Annotated in this window: 15 protein-coding genes; 12 read left to right on the top strand and 3 right to left on the bottom strand. The window is 66.9% G+C overall.

What is annotated here, in order from left to right; genetic code table 11:
- Positions 1–9: 9 nt before the first annotated feature.
- The 10 genes from ACZK08_RS11780 to ACZK08_RS11735 all read left to right on the top strand — a co-directional run bounded on the left by ACZK08_RS11780 (position 10) and on the right by ACZK08_RS11735 (position 11,351).
- A complete protein-coding gene (locus ACZK08_RS11780) occupies positions 10–489 on the top strand; it encodes a DUF3304 domain-containing protein (RefSeq protein ID WP_231107796.1) in 480 nt (159 codons plus the stop codon).
- A 105-nt stretch (positions 490–594) separates the two neighbouring features.
- Entirely contained in the window at positions 595–2,427 is a 1,833-nt protein-coding gene (locus tag ACZK08_RS11775; RefSeq protein ID WP_229765839.1) for a T6SS phospholipase effector Tle1-like catalytic domain-containing protein, read from the top strand.
- 92 nt (positions 2,428–2,519) lie between these two features.
- Positions 2,520–3,110 (top strand): hypothetical protein, encoded by a 591-nt coding sequence (locus tag ACZK08_RS11770; protein ID WP_053518388.1) that lies wholly within the window; start codon positions 2,520–2,522, stop codon positions 3,108–3,110.
- Between the two features lie 91 nt (positions 3,111–3,201).
- Positions 3,202–3,810 carry a hypothetical protein gene (locus ACZK08_RS11765; protein WP_196768762.1) on the top strand — a complete coding sequence of 203 codons (609 nt, stop codon included), beginning with the start codon at positions 3,202–3,204 and terminating at the stop codon, positions 3,808–3,810.
- Positions 3,811–3,935: 125 nt separating this feature from the next.
- A complete protein-coding gene (locus ACZK08_RS11760) occupies positions 3,936–4,553 on the top strand; it encodes a hypothetical protein (protein WP_053518402.1) in 618 nt (205 codons plus the stop codon).
- Positions 4,554–4,675: 122 nt separating this feature from the next.
- Entirely contained in the window at positions 4,676–7,450 is a 2,775-nt protein-coding gene (locus tag ACZK08_RS11755; RefSeq protein ID WP_065182770.1) for a type VI secretion system Vgr family protein, read from the top strand.
- Between the two features lie 2 nt (positions 7,451–7,452).
- Positions 7,453–8,316, top strand: coding sequence for a DUF4123 domain-containing protein (locus ACZK08_RS11750; protein ID WP_065182771.1), 864 nt, complete (start codon positions 7,453–7,455; stop codon positions 8,314–8,316).
- A 16-nt stretch (positions 8,317–8,332) separates the two neighbouring features.
- Positions 8,333–8,833, top strand: a complete 501-nt coding sequence (locus ACZK08_RS11745) for a DUF3304 domain-containing protein (protein ID WP_065182772.1) — start codon at positions 8,333–8,335, stop codon at positions 8,831–8,833.
- Positions 8,820–10,517: a T6SS phospholipase effector Tle1-like catalytic domain-containing protein gene (locus tag ACZK08_RS11740; RefSeq protein WP_065182773.1), complete on the top strand. Its 1,698-nt coding sequence runs from the start codon at positions 8,820–8,822 to the stop codon at positions 10,515–10,517. Before ACZK08_RS11745 ends, ACZK08_RS11740 begins: the two co-directional genes overlap by 14 nt.
- Before the next feature lie 57 nt (positions 10,518–10,574).
- A complete protein-coding gene (locus ACZK08_RS11735) occupies positions 10,575–11,351 on the top strand; it encodes a CDP-diacylglycerol diphosphatase (RefSeq protein WP_053518376.1) in 777 nt (258 codons plus the stop codon).
- Here ACZK08_RS11735 and ACZK08_RS11730 read toward each other — a convergent pair.
- The gene (locus ACZK08_RS11730; RefSeq protein WP_309250431.1) at positions 11,348–11,899 is read right to left on the bottom strand and encodes a GNAT family N-acetyltransferase; all 552 of its coding nucleotides are present in this window, start codon (positions 11,897–11,899) and stop codon (positions 11,348–11,350) included. The two genes, ACZK08_RS11735 and ACZK08_RS11730, sit on opposite strands and share 4 nt — an antisense overlap.
- 262 nt (positions 11,900–12,161) lie before the next feature.
- On the opposite strand from ACZK08_RS11730, the gene ACZK08_RS11725 reads away from it, so the two are divergent.
- Complete coding sequence (locus ACZK08_RS11725) at positions 12,162–14,888, top strand: TonB-dependent receptor plug domain-containing protein (protein ID WP_065182774.1); 2,727 nt, start codon at positions 12,162–12,164, stop codon at positions 14,886–14,888.
- A gap of 108 nt (positions 14,889–14,996) precedes the next feature.
- On the opposite strand, the gene ACZK08_RS11720 is transcribed toward ACZK08_RS11725, so the two are convergent.
- Positions 14,997–15,638, bottom strand: a complete 642-nt coding sequence (locus tag ACZK08_RS11720; RefSeq protein WP_065175273.1) for a hypothetical protein — start codon at positions 15,636–15,638, stop codon at positions 14,997–14,999.
- A 99-nt stretch (positions 15,639–15,737) separates the two neighbouring features.
- The gene (locus ACZK08_RS11715; RefSeq protein WP_065182775.1) at positions 15,738–16,619 is read right to left on the bottom strand and encodes a LysR substrate-binding domain-containing protein; all 882 of its coding nucleotides are present in this window, start codon (positions 16,617–16,619) and stop codon (positions 15,738–15,740) included.
- Positions 16,620–16,711: 92 nt separating this feature from the next.
- Here ACZK08_RS11715 and ACZK08_RS11710 point away from each other — a divergent pair, with 92 nt between their 5' ends.
- Positions 16,712–17,416: an ankyrin repeat domain-containing protein gene (locus tag ACZK08_RS11710; protein ID WP_065182776.1), complete on the top strand. Its 705-nt coding sequence runs from the start codon at positions 16,712–16,714 to the stop codon at positions 17,414–17,416.
- Positions 17,417–17,451 lie beyond the last annotated feature (35 nt).

The raw sequence follows: 17,451 nt of genomic DNA, 5'->3' as shown, positions 1-17,451 counted from the left end.
GGAAGAATCATGCGTTTGATGCGGACCCATCTGCTGGCGGCCCTGGCGTTGCTGCTCCTGTTGCCGGCATTGGCGGCCTGCAGGGGACGGACGGCCTCCACGCCGGTGGCGGTGCTCGGGTACAACCATACGGATGCCTACATTGCGCAGTTCCTCGTGAATGGCGGCAGTGGCGGGTCGGCCGATTCCCACTCGGAAGGCGGAACTGTCTGCTGCGTCGTGCTGCCTGATCGATGGACGCCGGACATGAAGGTGGAGATCGAATGGACCACGGATCTCGAAACGTTCCAGAAGAAGACCGTTGCGATTCCGAAGTACAACCAGCTCGGAAACCTGGCCGTCCATTTCCTGCGCAATGGCGAGATCAAGGTCTTCGTCACCAATCTTGTGCTCGGTCATCCCGACTATCCATTGACCGGCCCCGAGGCGCCCTTGCGCGAGGGCGAGAATCCAGTCTGGGAGCACCTTCGGCGCCCGCTTGAAAAGTGATCACGGGGCCCGGTCGCTCACCGGGCATCCGATCCGAATGCTTGGCGTGGGTGACAAGGACAACGATCCCGGCGGGGACCAGCAGCGAATCCAGGAGACAAGGACATGAGTGGACGCACGGCAACCGGCGCGCAACCAATGCCGGCAGATGGACGCAGAGCGCTGAGCGGCGCCGAAGCGCAGCAGCGGGCGCGGGCCATGGCGTGCATGCGCGAGAAGGGCTCCGAATGCCAGGGCCAGGTGCACGTAGGCATCTACTTCGACGGCACCGGCAACAACCGCGAGTGGGAAGGGACCTTTGTAACCGGCAAGACGCGCTCCCCCAAGACCCAGCTGGCCCGCAACGGTCACAGCAATGTGGCGCGCCTGTACGACGCCGCCCTGAAGGAGCGTGGCAACGGCTTCTTCAGCATCTACGTCCCCGGCGTCGGCACGCCATTCGCCGACGTCGGCGATACCAACCAGGATGGTGATACGCTGGGAGGCGGCGCCGCGCGTTATGGTGCGGACCGCATCCACTGGGCCATCCTGCAGGTCATCAATTCGGTACATCAGTACCTGAACGGTGGTGACCTGATCCAGCCCAACGAAGCCAAAGTATTGGTCGCCTCAATGAGCGAGACGCGACTGCTGGAAGGCATGACGCGACGCGCGATGCTCACGGCAATCGCGCAGCGGTTGGAGCGCGTGGTCAAGGGGCACCAGCGCCGCGTCAAGTCGGTGCACGTTTCCGTCTTCGGCTTCTCGCGTGGCGCGGCACAGGCGCGGGCGTTCGTGCACCGGCTGTATGAGACGGCAGAAGCCTGGGGCAGCGGTTGCGGCTACAACATTGCCGGCATTCCGCTCTACCTGAACTTCATGGGCATCTTCGATACCGTTGCGTCGGTCGGCGTTGCTGCGATGAGCCGCGTCTCGAAGGGCAAGTGGGACTGGGCCGCCGGTGACATGATGAGCATTCACCCCGAAGCGCGCCAGAGCGTGCATTTCGCGGCCCTGCACGAGCAGCGGATCAATTTCCCGCTGGACCTGGCGACCAGCGGGAAGGAGGTGCTTTACCCGGGCATGCACTCGGATGTCGGTGGCGGCTACTCGCCCGGCGGCCAGGGCAAGGACTTCGTTTCCGGTGCCGCGAACGGTACCGCCAAGCTTGCGCAGATTCCGTTGATCGACATGCATCATGAGGCCGTCAAGGCGGGCGTGATAATGAAAACGATCGAGGAACTGGGGGCGCAGCCAGTGCTCGCCATGCATTTCGGCTGCCACCCGCAGCTGATCCGCGATTACAACGCCTGGCTGACCGGTCACGGTGTCCCCGGAGGCGCGCACACGCAGCAGATTGCAGGACATTGCCGGCAGTACGTTGCCTGGAAGGGCAAGCGGCTGCCGAATGGTCCACAGAGCGTGCTGCAACAGCCGTTCTTCAAGCAGTCCGATGCCGAGGATCAGGTGGATCTGGCCAATGCGCAGCGCGATTTCGCAAATCTGGTTGGAAAGCTGCGCAGGGGCAAGGAGGAGATGGCGGCCTACCGCAGGCAGCTGGACGAAAGCCAGAAGCGCATGGAGGCGGGTCGCAAGATCGGGCGTCCGGTATTTGAACCTACGCCACGGGCCTCCCAGGCGGCTTACGACTACGCAAAAATCCCGGCCGAGACCAGCACTCTGCTTAACCTTGTGCTGGACGGTGCGCCGGTACCCGATGTGAGTACGGTGCTGTTTGACAACTACATGCATGACTCGCTGGCCGGCTTCTACATCGGGAAGTGGACGGAGCTGAATATTCCTGCCGTCAATACCTACGGCTACCTCCGCTATCGCGAGGTCTTCAGTGTGGCCGGCAGGAGGGCTCAGGAGTGCCGGGATCCGGCTACGCTGCCGCCAGCGAACATCCCCACCATCGGCGGCGCGTTCCAGCAGCTGGGCTCGGCAATGGGCGGGTGAGGCGATGCAGCGTCTGGAATGCCCGTTGCGCTTATGCGCCAATCGGGCGCTTCACCTCTGGGAGGCTGGGAGCCATGCATCAGAGCGGGTCAGTGAATCGTCAGCGCCCCGCTGCGCTGCGTCAGCTGCTCCTGGCCAGCCTTGTGCTGCCGTTGGTGGCATGCCGGCAAACCACCTCACAGGATATCGAGCAGGCAGACACCGCCGGCCGTGCGCAGGCCTCCATCGAGGCAAAGGCAGACGCCCATGCCGCGCAGGCGGAGCCGCCGTTGCCGGGTGATCCGGACAGCTCTGAAACGCTCTTCGACGGATTGCTGGATTGCCAGCCGAAGGGCTGGTACCTCAGCACTGAATCAGGCCAGCCCGCGAATCCTTACCTGGCCCTGCACGCGCCCGAACCCTGCGAACGCGATGAGGAGTTCGGGATGGCGCACTTCTGCGTCAAGGCCGATTTCCATGGCCTGCCGGTCTACAGGGTCGTTGCCCATCTGGGAACCGCACCCACGCCCATCGGCATCATGATCGATCTGCCACTGGACCAGGCGCGTGCGCGACTCCGCATGGCGCTGGGGTCTGAGTTTCCCGATGACGCGCGCAGCCGGCGCGGAGAAAGGCCGATGCTGGGTCCCCAGGTCGGCAACGCGCAGAAGTCGCAGTTGATGTGTGCGCCCGATTGGGCCTGATCAAGATGGGCAGGCGATGGCCCGAACAAGCCAAAGGTTGAGGCTACGTCGGTGGTTCGCGCGCTTCTTGTCGAAGGCCTGGAACGGAGAAATGGTGAAGATCAACGCCCGTGTCTGGCGTGGACTGCAGCCTGTGCTGCTGCTCGGCCTTCTTCTCTCGGTCGCCGCTTGCACCGGGAAGCCGAATTCATCGCAGAACCCAGCTGCAGGTGTGCCGCCAACGGGGGCGGCCACCAAAACGAAGGAAGTGCCTGCATCTACAGCGCGAAGCGCACGATATGCCGGCGTCAAGATGCTCTTACCTCATTCCGGCTGCGCGTACGAATACAGCCCGGTGGACTTCTGTGATGCGCAGCATCGCGCGCAGATCGACCAGGCCATCCTTACCCAGGTGCCGAACTTCAACCGGCATTACATCCTGGCCCAGCTGGACGAGCGCAAGGAGTACTTCCAGCGCTCCATCGTGCTGATCGACAGCCGCGACGGCACCGTGTATCCGTTGCCTATCGATGCGTTCTCGGGCCCATTGGTGGGCAAGGAGGGCGCGCGTACCTATGGCACGGTGGAGACATCCGCTGAGAGCGACACGTTCTGCGTGAACGGCGCACTACTCGTCTACCGGGCATTCGAAGAGGGCCGCTTCTGCTTCGGATTCGATGGTGTCAGATTCACCGGCCACACCACGCAGTACATGCAGTAGCGGCCGCGTTCCCCCGCGAGGGCCGGCCCGGCTGAACGAGCCGGGCTGTCCGACGTGGCGGGCGTCGCACCTTCATGGCATCCTCACGAAACTGATTGGCCACCGGCCATCGACGGATGAACGACATGCAGAAGTGGATCGGACGCACCGCCGGCGGGCTTGCGGTGGCGCTGTGCCTGGCGGCGCCGCTGGCACAGGCCGCCGAACCGGCCTTTGGTGGCTGGCGCAACCTGGACTCCCGCGATGGTGCCGAGCCCGCCTTGCGCGACATCCCGTTCGCACTGCTGCCGACGCCGGTCGCACGCGATGCGCGCTTCTCGGTGTATGACCGCGAGAGCAAGCGGCTGGTGTGCTGCCTGCAGGTGGCCAGCGCCGAGCTGGATGACACCGCACTGCGCAAGGTCTATCAATTGCCAGAGCAGTGGGTGACCGACCTGCGCAACGGCCGCAGCACGGCCCGCCCCTGGCCGACGCGGGTCTACGAAATGCGTCGTACCGATGAGCTTGTCGACTACGGTTTCAGCGACGCGCCCGAAGCCTACAGCGATCTGGGCGGCTTGCTGCTTCCGGCCGACGCACGCCTGCTGCCCGATGGCAGCGTGCAGGCGGGGGCGACCTACCGTCTGCAGTTCCGCAGCACGCCGCTGGGCGATGACAGCAGCGCGCTGGACCGCTTCACTCTGCAACCGGCGCAAGACACAGGCAAGCCGGTGATCGTCGAAGTGTCCTACGGAACCTATTGATCCGGAACGTTAATCCGGCGTGACGGCGGTCGCGTGCGCCGCCGTTTTCCATCTGCTACCGTCGCCCTACAGGGGAAGGACCTGCCCGCCGCGTCGCGGAGGGCAGCAACGGTAGGAACGCCATGGAAGCGATTCGCAACCTCATGGTGCAGGCAGCGGGTCTTGATGCCGGCAGCCGCCTGTATCGGTTGGATCTCCCCGGCATGCCGGCGGTCGTTGTCGACCGGTGGCACGGGCGTGATGCCCTGTCGCAGGGGCGGCATCTTCAGATCGATGTACTCGCGCTGGACGCATCGCTGCCACTGGCTGACTGGCCGGGGCGGCCCGCATGCCTGCATGTGCACCTGGCCGATGGCCAGGATTGGCCGCGTCACGGCGTGATCGCCGATGCGCAGTGCGTGGGCGCTGACGGTGGACTGGTGCGCTATCGCATCACGCTGCGTGACTGGACCTGGTGGCTCGACCAGGCCCGCTGCAGCCGCGTGTTCCAGGAACAGAGCGTGCGCGAGATCGTGGACGCGGTGTTCCAGATGCACCCGCAACATGCGCATTGGCGCTGGAGCGATGAGGTCGACGGGATGCTGGCCGCATCCCGGCCGCGCAGCTATTGCGTGCAGTACCGCGAGACCGACCTGACCTTCGTGCAGCGTTTGCTGGCCGAAGAAGGGCTGGGCTGGTGCGTGCAGGATACCGGGGAGGCGACGGCCGGCCACGGCGTGCTGCTGTTCGCCGATTCGACCCTCCTGCCGGAAGCCGCTGCGTCGCAGTCGGCGGGAGGGATCCGCTTCCATCGCGCCGATGGCACCGAGCAGAGTGATGGCGTGCAGCAGCTTGGCCTGCGACGGCGGCTGCAGAGCACGCACGTGCAACTGCACAGCAGCGACTACCGCAGTGCGCGCTCGCTGGCCGGCCAGTTGCCGGTGCAGGGCAGCGGGCAGGCGCGGCGCGAGGACTATGACCCGGTTGGCGCGCATGCCTTTGCCGACGCGGCCGAGCTGCAGCACCACGCTCGTCTGGTCGCCGAGGCACTGGAAGCGCAGGCACTGCAATGGCACGGCCGTGGCAGTGTGCGCAGCGCTGATGCCGGCCAGGTCTGGTCATTGAGCGGAACGCCGGGGTCGGTGCCGACCGAACTGTTGCTGGTGGACGTCGAGCACGCCGGGGTCAACAACCTGCCGGTGGATCTGCGCCAGGCGCTGGCAACGATGGACGATGCCGCCGCCACCGCGGACACGCTGCAGGTGGCTGCCCAGACGCAGGGCTACGCACAGACATTCGTCGCTCTGCCCCGCGACCGGCGTTGGCGTCCGACGCTATGGGACGGCACGGGCGCGCGACGCAATCCGCGGCCGCTGGCGCCCGGTTACCAGACAGCGGTCGTGGTGGCTGCGCAGGGCGCCGATGGCGCCGAGCTGCACGCCGATGCACTGGGACGGATCCGCGTGCGGTTCCACTTCCAGCAGGAAGAGGGCAGCACGGACAGCGCGTGGCTGCGCGTCGCGCAGCGCTATGCGGGGCCGGGCGTGGGCAGCCAGTTCCTGCCCCGTATCGGCCAGGAAGTCCTGGTGGGCTTCCTCGAGGGCGACATCGACCGGCCGCTGGTGCTGGGCGCGCTGTACAACGGGCGCGGCGAAGGCGGCGTCGCGCCGACCCCGGCGGGCGCCAGCGCGGAGGCCGATACGTCCATGTACGCACAGGCGAGGGATGGCACCGGCAGTGCGCAGGCCAACCTCGGGGGCGGCCAGGCGCCTACGTGGCACGCGGCGGCGACCGGAGAGCAGGCACACCGCAACGCCGGTGCGCTGTGGGGCGTGCAATCACGGGAGTGGCAGGGGGCCGGCTGGAACCGTCTGCTGTTCGACGACAGCGACCAGCAGCTGCGGGCCCAGCTGGCCAGCAGCCAGCAGGCTTCGGCATTGACGCTGGGACATCTGCGCCATCAGGCGGACAACCATCGAGGCAGCTTCCGCGGCAGTGGATTCGAGTTGCGCAGCGACGCCTGGGGCAGCGTGCGCGGACAAGGCGGGCTCTGGTTGAGTGCCTATGCCCGCCGCAGCGCCGAACCGGCAGGTGCGGCGGCACAGCCTGCTGCGCTGCTGCAGCAGCTGGCCACGCTGGCCCGCAGCCATGCGGCGGCGGCGGGTACGCATCTGACAGTGCGGCCGGCCGCGCATGTCGGCGTGCAATCGCCGCAGCGCTCGCGGTTGGACGGTTCGCAGCCACCGCTGCCGGTGCTGCTGGCCAGCGTACGCAGCACGGTGCCCGGTAGCGCGTTGCAGGAAGCGGCCGGGTCGGCGCCGGAACGCAGCGGTGATGCCGGCGAGGGCCGCGTTCCGCATACCGGCGATGCCCTGCTGGGCCTGGCTGCACCTGATGGTGCGCTGATGGTGGCCGGACAGGGGCTGCTTTGGGCGCCGGGCGAGACACTGGCACTGGGCAGCGGCCAGCACGGCGAGGCCGTGGTGATGGGGCAGGCGCGCTGGCATGGACGGCAGGCCATCGGCGTACTGGCCGCAACACTGGAGGGGGCTGATCCGGGCGAGCCGGCGCTGACCCTGGCCAGCGGCGAACAGGTGCTGGACGTCAAGGCGCAACAGGACGAGGTGCGCGTGCAGTCGCGGCAGTCGCTGCGGGGCACGAGCGCACAGGGTGCCGTGGAGGTGGCTGCGGGCCGGACGGTGCAGGTGGCCACCGCAGGCGGGGCCAGCATCACCCTCAGCGGCGGCAACATCGTGTTCAACGCACCCGGGAGGATCGCCGTGCACGCCGGACGCAAGTCGTTCCTGCCCGGCGATCGCGGCCGTTACCCGTTGCCGGTCTTCCCGCAGTCGGTCTGCAAGGAATGCCTGCTGCTGGCCGCACAGCGTGCAGCCCCGCTGACACCGAAGGGAGGCTGAGCGTGGCCAACGACTGGCAGTTCCCACCGTTCTCGCCACCGCCGTTGGAGGAGGGCACCCAGCGTTACGTTCTGCTTGATGGCGCGCAGTGCGAGCAGCCCCTGCAACTGCTGCGCGCGCTGCCCTGGGCACCGCTGCCCCTGTTCGACGGCCTGCTGGCCGATGGCACGGATGACGCCAGCGTGTTCCTCGCGCGCCTGCCGCGTGGCCTGGAGCTTGACGGTTTCCTGCAGCGTGCGGCGTCGTACGCGCGTTCTCCGGGCCTGCTCAGCCTGATCGACACGGCATTGCCTGCGGAAGAGCTGCAGCAGCGGCTGCAGAGACGGCTGGACGCCAGCTACCCGAACGGCAAGCTGTTCCTGGCCCGCTTCTTCGACGCGCGCGTGCTGCCATGGTGGGTGCAGGTGCTGGACGCGGCGCAGTGCCGGGCCTTCCTGGCGCTGGGAGAGCGCTGGTGGTACCTGCGCCACGATCTGAAATGGGCGCACCTGGAATTGCAGGACAGCGTGCAGGATCCGCACGATCCTCCCTGGGTGCTGGAGGCGGCGCAGCGGCGCGCCCTGATCGATGCCAGCTACCCCTACACGCTGATCGATCACTTCCAGCTCTCCGATCCGGAGCTGCTGGCGCGGCTTCCCCGTGCGCGCTGGTATACCTTCTTCCGACGGGTGGTGGCCACGGCCGCGGACGTCGGCATCGAGGACAGCCGACGGCTGGTGATGGTGTCGACCTGGGCGCTGCTGGCCGGTGTCGATCTTGGCGAGGATCCCGCATGGCGGCTTCGCCTGCAGGACTTCGCGGCGGGGCGGCGCAGCGCTGCCGATATCGGTGACGAAGTGTGGCCGCTTGAAGAAAGCTGGGACTGAACGGAGCGCGATCGGAATGATGGGCAACAAGTACCTGTGGTGGAGCGCGCTGGCGGTGATCGCACTGCTGCTGATGGGCGTCGGCTGCAGCCGGGCGATGGCACGCGGTAAGACGCCGATCATGTCGTTGTTCGCCTTCAACTACAGTCCGAACTACCTCGCTGACGTGCGTGTCGACGGGCAGTATCTCGGAGGGCTGGACGGGTACACCAACGGTGGTTCCGGCATGGGCCCCCGCGCGCCACGAGGCAAGGGGCCGCACAGCGTGCGCGTGCGCTGGATCGAGGCCAACCGATACGATCTGGCCACCAACCGCTATCTGGATGAAGGGCACCGCGTGCCGCGTGAAGCCGTGGTACCGCTGAAGACGCCCTATCCGCCCAACCCGGCCACCTTGCTGCTGCACTTCTATGCGGACGGCCATGTCGAGGCCGAGCTGCTGGACAAGGGCGTGAACAAGTGGGACGTACGGCGCATGCCAGTGCCGAAGGAGCACAAGGACCATGACCAGTATTGATCCGACCGCGATTCCCGGGCAGGTGGATCTTGAACCGGGCACCCCGGATCCGGTCGCCCAGGCTGAGGGCACGGCACGCACTGCGCGACTGGCCCGCGGCACACGTCCGCTGAGCGATGCCGAGCGCCGCCGTCGCCAGGAGGCGATGTGTGGCACCGTGCCCGACAAGGAAGCGGCCACTACGGGATGCACGCAGAGCCTGCACCTGGCCGTATTCTTCGATGGCACCGGCAACAATCGCGATGAGGAGCTGAACAAGGCCCAGAATGAGCGCGCATTGTCGAACATCGCCCGCTTGTTCATCGCGCACAGGGACGACACACGGAACATAAAACGGCAGTACCTGTCCGGCGTAGGAACACCGTGCCCGGAGGTCGGTGATAAGGGGGGGCTGCTGGGGCTGTCCATCGGCAAGGGCGGGCGCGAGCGCATCGACTTCGCGCTGCAGTCGCTGGACGAGCTGATAGACAGCCAGCCCGAGCCGATGCGCATCCTGGTGGTCAGCGTGTCGGTACTGGGCTTTTCGCGCGGAGCGGCTTCGGCACGCGCGTTCGCCCGCGATCTGGCCGCGCGCTGCCGACGCCAGGCCGATGGCACCTGGCTGTACCGCGAGCGTATTCCGCTGCGGATCGGATTCATGGGCGTGTTCGATACGGTGTGCTCGGTGTGGCCCAGCCTGACGGCGGCGGCAGTGAACTACCGCAATGGGCATACCGGATGGGCTGAAGGCATGACCATACCGGAGATCGTGGAGCAGTCGGTGCACATGACCGCCGCCCATGAGCTGCGCGGTCAGTTCCCCCTGGATTCCACCCGCGAGCATGCCCAATACCCCGCCAACACGGTGGAAATATGGTTCCCGGGTGTGCACTCGGACGTGGGCGGTGGCTACGATCCCCAGCACCAGGGGCGCCGGAACAGCATCGCGCGCTTTGCCCTGAACGAGATGTATGACATGGCGCAGGCCAGGGGGGTGCTGCTCAACCCGATCAGTCGCCTGGAACAGCACGTCAAGGCTGAGTTCGACAAGCAGGATCCGGAACTGCAGGCGGTGTTCAACGCCTATCTGCAGGCGGTGCGGGTCAAGCGTGGACGCATGGAGGACGTGCAGGCGTCGCATATGGAGCTGCTGTATCGCTGGCTGCGCGTGCGCGTGGCACGTGGTGACCAGTTGCCGTCGATGCAGCGGCTTGCTGCACGCGAAGAGGCCCTGCGCGAACAGGTGCGCACGCTGCGCCGACGGCAGTCGCAGCTGCCATCGCCCTGGGACAACGACAACCTGCATCTGGCCGACCAGGGCAATGCGGAGAAGACCGCCGAATGGAACCGGGTGTCAGACGAGCTGAAGGCGCGCAACGATGAGCTCTCTGCGGTACGCAAGCAGCGCCGGGGGCTGGAGAAGGAGAACGACACGCTGCTGGACAAGATCGTCAGCCTGCGACGGCGCCGGGAGCGCGGCAGAACGCTGACCATGGCCGAGCGGGTCACTCTGGAATCCTGGGACAATACGACCCTGCTGCCGCCGGACGTGGAGACCTTCTTCGACGGGTACGGTCATGACTCGGTGGCGCACTGGTTCATCGGCAACCTGAGCCAATGGCGGGTGCTGTACTTCGGCGGGACCAAGTACACGCCCGGCAAGGTCGAGGAGACGGCGGATACGCGAGAAGCCGTGCCCGGCTGAGGGGGCAGGGTACACTGGCCGGCGCAGCCCTTGGCCGTGCCGTCGATTGTGAGACCCGTGACCCGCCTGATCCTGTTGTTGTCCTGTTCGCTGCTGGCGGCCTGCGCCAGCGCGCCTCCGCCGGCTCCGGTCCCGTCGGATGCGCTGTGGAGGCTTATCGAGCGCGATTGCCGCGGTGCCGATGTGCCGCGTGGCGCCTGCCTGCAACGGGACGCGACCGCGGCCCGCCGCGATGTGCTCATCAAGGACGCCCATGGCGACTACCAGTTCCTGCTGATGCCACTGGACAAGGTCAGTGGCATCGAGAGCGCTGTGCTGTACCAGCGCGGTGCGCCGAACTACTTCGCGGCTGCCTGGCAGGCCCGCGGGCATACCGAACAGGCGCTGGGCCGCCCCCTGCCGCGCACTGTCGCAAGCCTTGCACTGAACTCGCCGCACGGCCGTTCCCAGCATCAGCTTCACATCCACATCGACTGCCTGCGCGCCGATGTGCTGCAGGCGCTGGACACGCACGCCCCGGCGGTCGGAATGCAGTGGGCGGCGTTGCCCGTGCCGCTGCGTGGCCATCGTTACGTTGCGCGCATGCTGCCGGGAGCAGAACTGCGTGCCAATCCATTGAACCTGCTCGCCTATGACCTGAGCGGGCTGCCCGATGTCGGCCAATGGAGCCTGGTGGTGGCGGGCCGCGAGAATGTGCTGGGAGGCCCCGGCTTCATTCTGCTGGCGACCCGCCTGGATCCCGCGACCGGCAATGAGGCCAGCGGTGAGGAGCTGCAGGACCATGCGTGCTCGGTACTGACCGGGGCGGATGCCGCGCTGGAGCGGGTCCGCTAGTCCGGGCGGACCTGTTGTCGCCAGCGCGGCGCGGTCAAGGCCAGCAGTTGCCGGTCCTGCCAGCCATCGATATCCAGATGGTGATCGCGCAGCAGGCCTTCATGCTCGAACCCCACCGAGCGCAGTGCATCGACGAAAGGCGTGCTGCTGGCCACCGGAAGCAGGGTGAACACGCGATGCAGTCCGACCTGGTCGAACAGGAAGGGGCACAGCGCCTGCAACGCCTGCGCGGGATGCTCGTGGCTGTGCTGCATTGAACGCAGCTCGGCGCAACGGGCGTGGGCGGAGTGCAGCTGGATCTGCAGTTGATCATGCAGCATGCCGTGCCGGTCATCGAACACGCCCAGCAGCAGCTGGTCGTTGTCCTGCTGCAGGCGCGAACGGTGGACGCCTGCCAGGAAGCGCGCTTCCTCGTCGACGCCTGACGGGCGGAAGATGCCGCGGCTCCTTCGATCGTCGAAGGCGCGCCAGCGTGGCAGATCGGCGCGGTTGAACAGGCGCAGGGTGATCGGGGCCGCCTGCAGCTGCACGAGGTGTTGGCGCAGCACGGGGCGGAGCGGCGGAATCGGAGGGCCGAAGGAACAGGTCGTCATGGCTTGACGATGCCCGTACATGCGCCGCCACACCATCAAGAATGTTGTAAAACGCACGTTGTCAGCGCGCGGTGTCACTTATCAGGTTCCGGCATAAGCCCATCAGGCCTGGTCATTTCCGCTGAAACTGTCCGTTCGGGACACTTTCGTTACGGGATCGTTATGCGTGCACAGGCCGCCGCGTCCCGTCCAATCGTCCAACTCCCCCAGGAAGCCCATGTCCGCCTCTCCCCAGGCGCTGCGCCATCGTCCGCTGGTGCTCGCGCTGTCGTCCCTGATGCTGGCCTCGTTGCCCGCCTTCGCGCAGGAAAGCGCACCTACATCGCTGCAGGAAGTGAAGGTCACCGGTTCGCGCATTCCGCGCGCCAGCGTTGAAGGGCCGTCGCCGGTGACCGTGATCAGCCGGGAGCAGATCGACGCGCAGGGCTACCGCAATGCATTCGACGCCCTGAGTGCGCTGACCGAGAACACCGGCAACGTGCAGGGCGAGGATTACGGCAATACCTTCACCCCGGCCGCCAACACCATCAATCTGCGCGGGTTGGGGCCGAACCGCACGCTGGTGCTGGTCAACGGTCGTCGCCAGTCCGACTATCCGCTGGCCTACGAAGGCTCGGTCAACGTGGTGAACCTGGCCAACATTCCCAGCGCCCTCATCGAGCGTATCGAAGTGCTCGCCGGCGGCGCTTCGGCCGTGTACGGTTCCGACGCCATCGCCGGCGTGGTCAACATCATTCTCAAGGAGCGCTACGACGGCGTGGACATCAACGTACGTGCCGGCGGTACCGAGCAGGGCGGGGGAGACAACCAGCGCGTGCAGGTGGTGGGAGGTGGTGCCGGTGAGCGATGGGAAGGCGTGTTCGGCTTCGAGCTGGCAATCCGCAAGGCCATCCACGCACGCCAGCGCGATTTCATGGACTCGCTGGACGATGATCCGCGTGGCACGGTCCCGCAGGCCACGGCCATCGCCTATCGGCGCAATGCAGCCACCGGCAGGAACATCGACCCGGGCAGTGACGGCTGCGATGCCGCTTCCGGGATCTACGGCGGGAGCGTGTTCCGCGCCACCAATCCGCGCCTGGGCAGTTACTGCGGCAGCAACGAGGCCGCCGCCAGCTACTGGACCGTGCAGACTGAAAAGCGCAACCTCGATGGCTATGGCCTGCTGACCTTCCACCTGGACGAACGGACCGATCTGTTCGCCGACCTGGCCGTGGGCAGCGCCACCATCTACAACAACACCCGTGCCCCGACGTGGACGTCCGCACGCAATTACTTCTACAACCAGAACAGTGGTGAACTGGAGAGCTGGTATCGCCGGTTCGCACCGGAAGAAGTGGGCGGCCTGCCGCGCAACGCCAATCGCTTCCTGGAAAAGTCGTGGTCGTTCAACGTCGGTGTACGCGGCCAGCTGGGTGACAGTGACTGGGACTACGAGGCCGTCTACAGCCGCTCGCGCTACGAGAACCGGACGCGGCGGCCGGTGCTACTGGCGGGAATCAACGAATACCTGCTCGGCCCGACGCTGGGCGTGCGCGACGGGGTGGAAGTCTACGCGCCGGATCCGGCACGGCTTTACCAGCCGCTGACGCCGGATGAGTACGGGCAGTTGTCCGGTTACCAGGAGAGCCGCAATGCGGCGTGGCTGCAGACCTTCAGCGCCAGCGTCAACGGCCGCCTGTTTGAACTGCCCGGGGGAGACGCGGCGCTAGCGGCCGTGGTCGAGGCCGGCAACCAGGGGTATCGCAACCGACCGGACCCGCGGCTGGGAACCGGAGAGTTCTGGAACACCAGTGCCGGCGTTGGCGCAGGAGGAGAGCGTGATCGCTATGCGGTGGGCGCCGAACTGCAGCTGCCGTTGCTGCCGCGCCTGACCACCACGCTGGCGGGCCGCTACGATCAGTACCGGGCCGCAGGCGAACACATCGGCAAGGCGACGTGGAGCTTCGGCGTGGAGTTCCGCCCGCTGGACAGCCTGTTGATCCGTGGCACGGCCGCCACCAGTTTCCGTGCGCCGGACATGAACTACGTGTTCGCCACTGAAACCCGCGGCTACAACCCGGGCATGACCGATTACTGGCGGTGCCGTACCGCCGGTCAGCCGTATGACGACTGCGACTTCAACGGGCTGTCCATCGACTTCAGCAACCGCGCCAATCCGCAGCTGCAACCGGAAACCGCCAAGTCGTACGGCTTCGGTGTGGTCTGGTCGCCGCTGGCAAGCCTGGATTTCAGCGCGGACTACTACGACATCCGCATCGACAACGAGGTGACCAATCTCGACAGCAGCCGCATCCTGCGCGACGAAGCCGATTGCCGCCTCGGCCGTACCCTGGGCGGTGAAGTGCGCGATATCGGTTCGCCGCTGTGCCAGGACGCGCTGGCCCGCGTGATCCGTAATCCTTCCACTGCGGCGGTGCAGCCGGACCAGGTCACCCGGGTGCTGATCAATCCGATCAACGCGGCATCCGAGTCCGTGCGCGGCATCGATCTGAAGGGCAACTGGCGTTTCGATGCCGGGCGGGCGGGGCGCTTCACCACGCGCCTGGCCTACACCGTCGTGCTTGAGCATGAGTACCGGCAGTTCGCCGATGACGAGGTGCGTGACATCCGCAATTCCCTCGACGACTGGCAGTGGCGCAGCAAGGTCAACGGCAGCGTGACCTGGAGCCGCGGTGACTGGACCGCGACGGTGTACGGCAACCGCTATGGCTCGCTGCCGAAGAGCGACGGCAGTGGCCGCATCGGACCGTACATGACGTACAACGCGAGCGTGTTCCGCACCTTCGGAGACAACCTGTCGCTGGGTGTCATCGTCAACAACCTGCGCAACAGCCGGCCGCCGGCGGACCGCAACGGGGGGGGCTGGCCGTTCTATCCGGTCGGCAACTACGACCCCTATGGCCGCCAGTTCTGGGTGGAGATGGATTACCGCTTCAACTGAGCAGCGCAGGTGGGGCGCCTCTTCGACTCGCGTCTGCGGCGAGCGGAGAGGCGTCGCTTGGTGCCTTCACTACGCGCGGACAGTCGTCACAGCCATCCGCAATCACGCTTACGGCAACGCCTGCACCAGATAGGATTCGATGACGTAGCTGAAAGGTTGCTGCTGGCGGTCGCGCAGCAAGGCGCGTACTTCCAGGATGATGCCGTGGTCGCCCTCGCCACGGGGGGGCCAGAAGGTCTGGTCGGCTTCGGTCTCGCGCTGGAAGCCCAGCGGGCCGACCACGCGGCCGAAAGGCTCGTCGGTGCTGTCCAGCACCTGGTTCATCGCCGTACTGAGATGGCCGGGCAGGTACCAGTTGTCGGCCTCGGACAGCACGCGGTTCCCGCACACCAGCTGCACGCGGCGGTAGCGCAGCGCGGCGCTGGAGTCGGCGCCCAGTGCCTGCAGCACCTCGGCCGGGGCCTGCTTGTCATCGCCATGGATGCGTACCGCGCGGACGCGGGCCTGCTGGGCCAGGCCGTGTTCGGCACACCAGCTTTCCAGCGTGGCCGTGGCGCTCTGCCCGGACAGCACCCGCTGATGCAGCCGTTCGACCAGCGCCGCCGGGGCGATCCGCTGCTGGCCAGGCGGTGCCTGCGGCGGCGGAGCGCCGACGGCATCGCTGGCGGACAGGCTGGCGATCGGCGCGGCGGCAAGCAGTGAAGCGGCCTGCCAGCGGCGGATACGATCGTGGCGGTCGGACGGGCCCATGCGGCATCACAGCGGAAACAGGTGTCTATGGTACCCGTTCAGCGCTGTGTACGGCGCACCCGCCGCGCCCCTGCACCCGGCGATATTCATCGAACGGGCTCATACCGGCTCGCGCTGCACCTGCTGCCACAGCTCGCTGGCCAGCGCACGCACGGCATCATCGGCGTCGCCACGGTGCAGCAGCCCGATCTCGTAGTTGTCGATCACCGGCAGGTTCCGTTCGCCGTCGATGATGCGGTGTCCGCGGCCCACTGCCCGGCGCGGCAGCAGGCTGATGCCGATGCCATCGGCAACCGCGCCCTGGATGCCGCTGAGCGATGAACTGGTGAAGGCGATGCGCCAGCGCAGGCCGAGTGCTTCGACCGCCTGGATCATTTCGTCCCGGTACAGCCCGCGTGGCGGGAAGGTCACCAGCGGCACAGGCTCCTGCAGCAGGCAGCCACTGCGCAGGCTGTCGATCCAGTGCATGGGTTCACGCCGGCAATGCACGGCCTGGCGGCTGTTGCGGCGCTGCTTGACCAGGACCAGATCCAGTTCGCCATGATCGAAGCCATGGGCCAGATCGCGGCTGAGGCCGCTGCTGATCTCCAGCTTCACCTGCGGATGGCGGCGGCTGAAAGCGGCCAGCATGCGCGTGGTCTGCGCGTTGACGAAGTCCTCGGGCACACCGATGCGGACCGCTGTTTCGACCGTGGCGCCCGCCAACGCCTGTGCCATTTCCTCGTTCAGGTCGAGCATGCGCCGGGCATAGCCCAGCAGCGTGTGGCCGGCGTCGGTGGGCTGCACATCGCGATGGCCACGCTCGAGCAGGCGATGACCGGCCAGGTCTTCCAGACGACGCACCTTCTGGCTGACCGTGGACTGGGTCGAGTGCAGGCGGGTGGCCGCAGTGGTGAAGCTGCCGCAGTCGGCCACCATCACCAGGGCCCGCAGCAGGTCCAGTTCGAACAGTGACCTATTCGATTTTGAACTTTCTTGCATTTGAACATTTCATTTCTGGATACCCGTGGCGACTTCTACCATGCGGCCAAGGTACCGGCAACGTCCGGCCGACTGATTCCGGAGGGTTCATCATGTACCTGCAACACCGCTGCCTGCGCTGGGCTGCGCCCTCACGGCGCGCGCTTCTGCTGTGCCTGCTGGCCGTGGCATTTCCGGCCTGTGCCGCAGACCCGTCCGGCCAGGCCGACGTGCGGTTGCGGGAGGCCGCCAGCCGCGGCGATGCCGGAGCGGTGCGCCAGGCACTGGCCGATGGCGCGGCGTTGGAAGCGCGCGACGCACAGGGCCGCACCGCGCTGCTGCTGGCGACCCATGGCAACCGCGTGGACGCGGCGCGCGTGCTGATCGAGGCGGGGGCCGATGTCAACGCCAAGGACAGGCTGCAGGACAGCGCCTATCTGTACGCCGGTGCGCGCGGACTGGACGGAATCCTGGCCTTGACCCTGAGCCATGGTGCAGACCTGAGCAGCACCAACCGTTATGGCGGCACCGCCCTGATTCCCGCCGCCGAGCGTGGCCACGTCACCACGGTGCGCATGCTGCTGCGTGCGGGCGTGGCAGTGGACCACGTCAATCGACTGCAGTGGACGGCGCTGCTGGAGGCGATCCTGCTCGGCGACGGAGGGCCGCGCCACACGCAGATCGTGCAGCTGCTGCTCGAAGCGGGCGCCGATCCTGAGCTGGCCGACGGCGAGGGCGTGACGCCGCTGGCTCACGCGCGCCAGCGCGGCCAGGCCGCGATCGAAACCTTGCTGCGCCAGCATGGCGCGACACGCTGATATCTGCTCCTTCCATTCCGCACGCTGGCCGTGCC

It is taken from the genome of Stenotrophomonas sp. 112478_Sma (assembly GCF_056479905.1).
The sequence above is the reverse complement of the archived record's forward strand: the minus strand, read 5'-3'. Positions and strand labels throughout refer to the sequence as shown.

What these genes read in the sequence shown, in the direction of transcription:
- ACZK08_RS11710 (WP_065182776.1), top strand. Translation starts at nt 16,712, where the DNA reads ATGTACCTGCAACACCGCTGCCTGCGCTGGGCTGCGCCCTCACGGCGC.
- ACZK08_RS11755 (WP_065182770.1), top strand. Translation starts at nt 4,676, where the DNA reads ATGGAAGCGATTCGCAACCTCATGGTGCAGGCAGCGGGTCTTGATGCC.
- ACZK08_RS11780 (WP_231107796.1), top strand. Translation starts at nt 10, where the DNA reads ATGCGTTTGATGCGGACCCATCTGCTGGCGGCCCTGGCGTTGCTGCTC.
- ACZK08_RS11765 (WP_196768762.1), top strand. Translation starts at nt 3,202, where the DNA reads ATGGTGAAGATCAACGCCCGTGTCTGGCGTGGACTGCAGCCTGTGCTG.
- ACZK08_RS11745 (WP_065182772.1), top strand. Translation starts at nt 8,333, where the DNA reads ATGATGGGCAACAAGTACCTGTGGTGGAGCGCGCTGGCGGTGATCGCA.
- ACZK08_RS11725 (WP_065182774.1), top strand. Translation starts at nt 12,162, where the DNA reads ATGTCCGCCTCTCCCCAGGCGCTGCGCCATCGTCCGCTGGTGCTCGCG.
- ACZK08_RS11760 (WP_053518402.1), top strand. Translation starts at nt 3,936, where the DNA reads ATGCAGAAGTGGATCGGACGCACCGCCGGCGGGCTTGCGGTGGCGCTG.
- ACZK08_RS11715 (WP_065182775.1), bottom strand. Translation starts at nt 16,619, where the DNA reads ATGCAAGAAAGTTCAAAATCGAATAGGTCACTGTTCGAACTGGACCTG.
- ACZK08_RS11775 (WP_229765839.1), top strand. Translation starts at nt 595, where the DNA reads ATGAGTGGACGCACGGCAACCGGCGCGCAACCAATGCCGGCAGATGGA.
- ACZK08_RS11740 (WP_065182773.1), top strand. Translation starts at nt 8,820, where the DNA reads ATGACCAGTATTGATCCGACCGCGATTCCCGGGCAGGTGGATCTTGAA.
- ACZK08_RS11720 (WP_065175273.1), bottom strand. Translation starts at nt 15,638, where the DNA reads ATGGGCCCGTCCGACCGCCACGATCGTATCCGCCGCTGGCAGGCCGCT.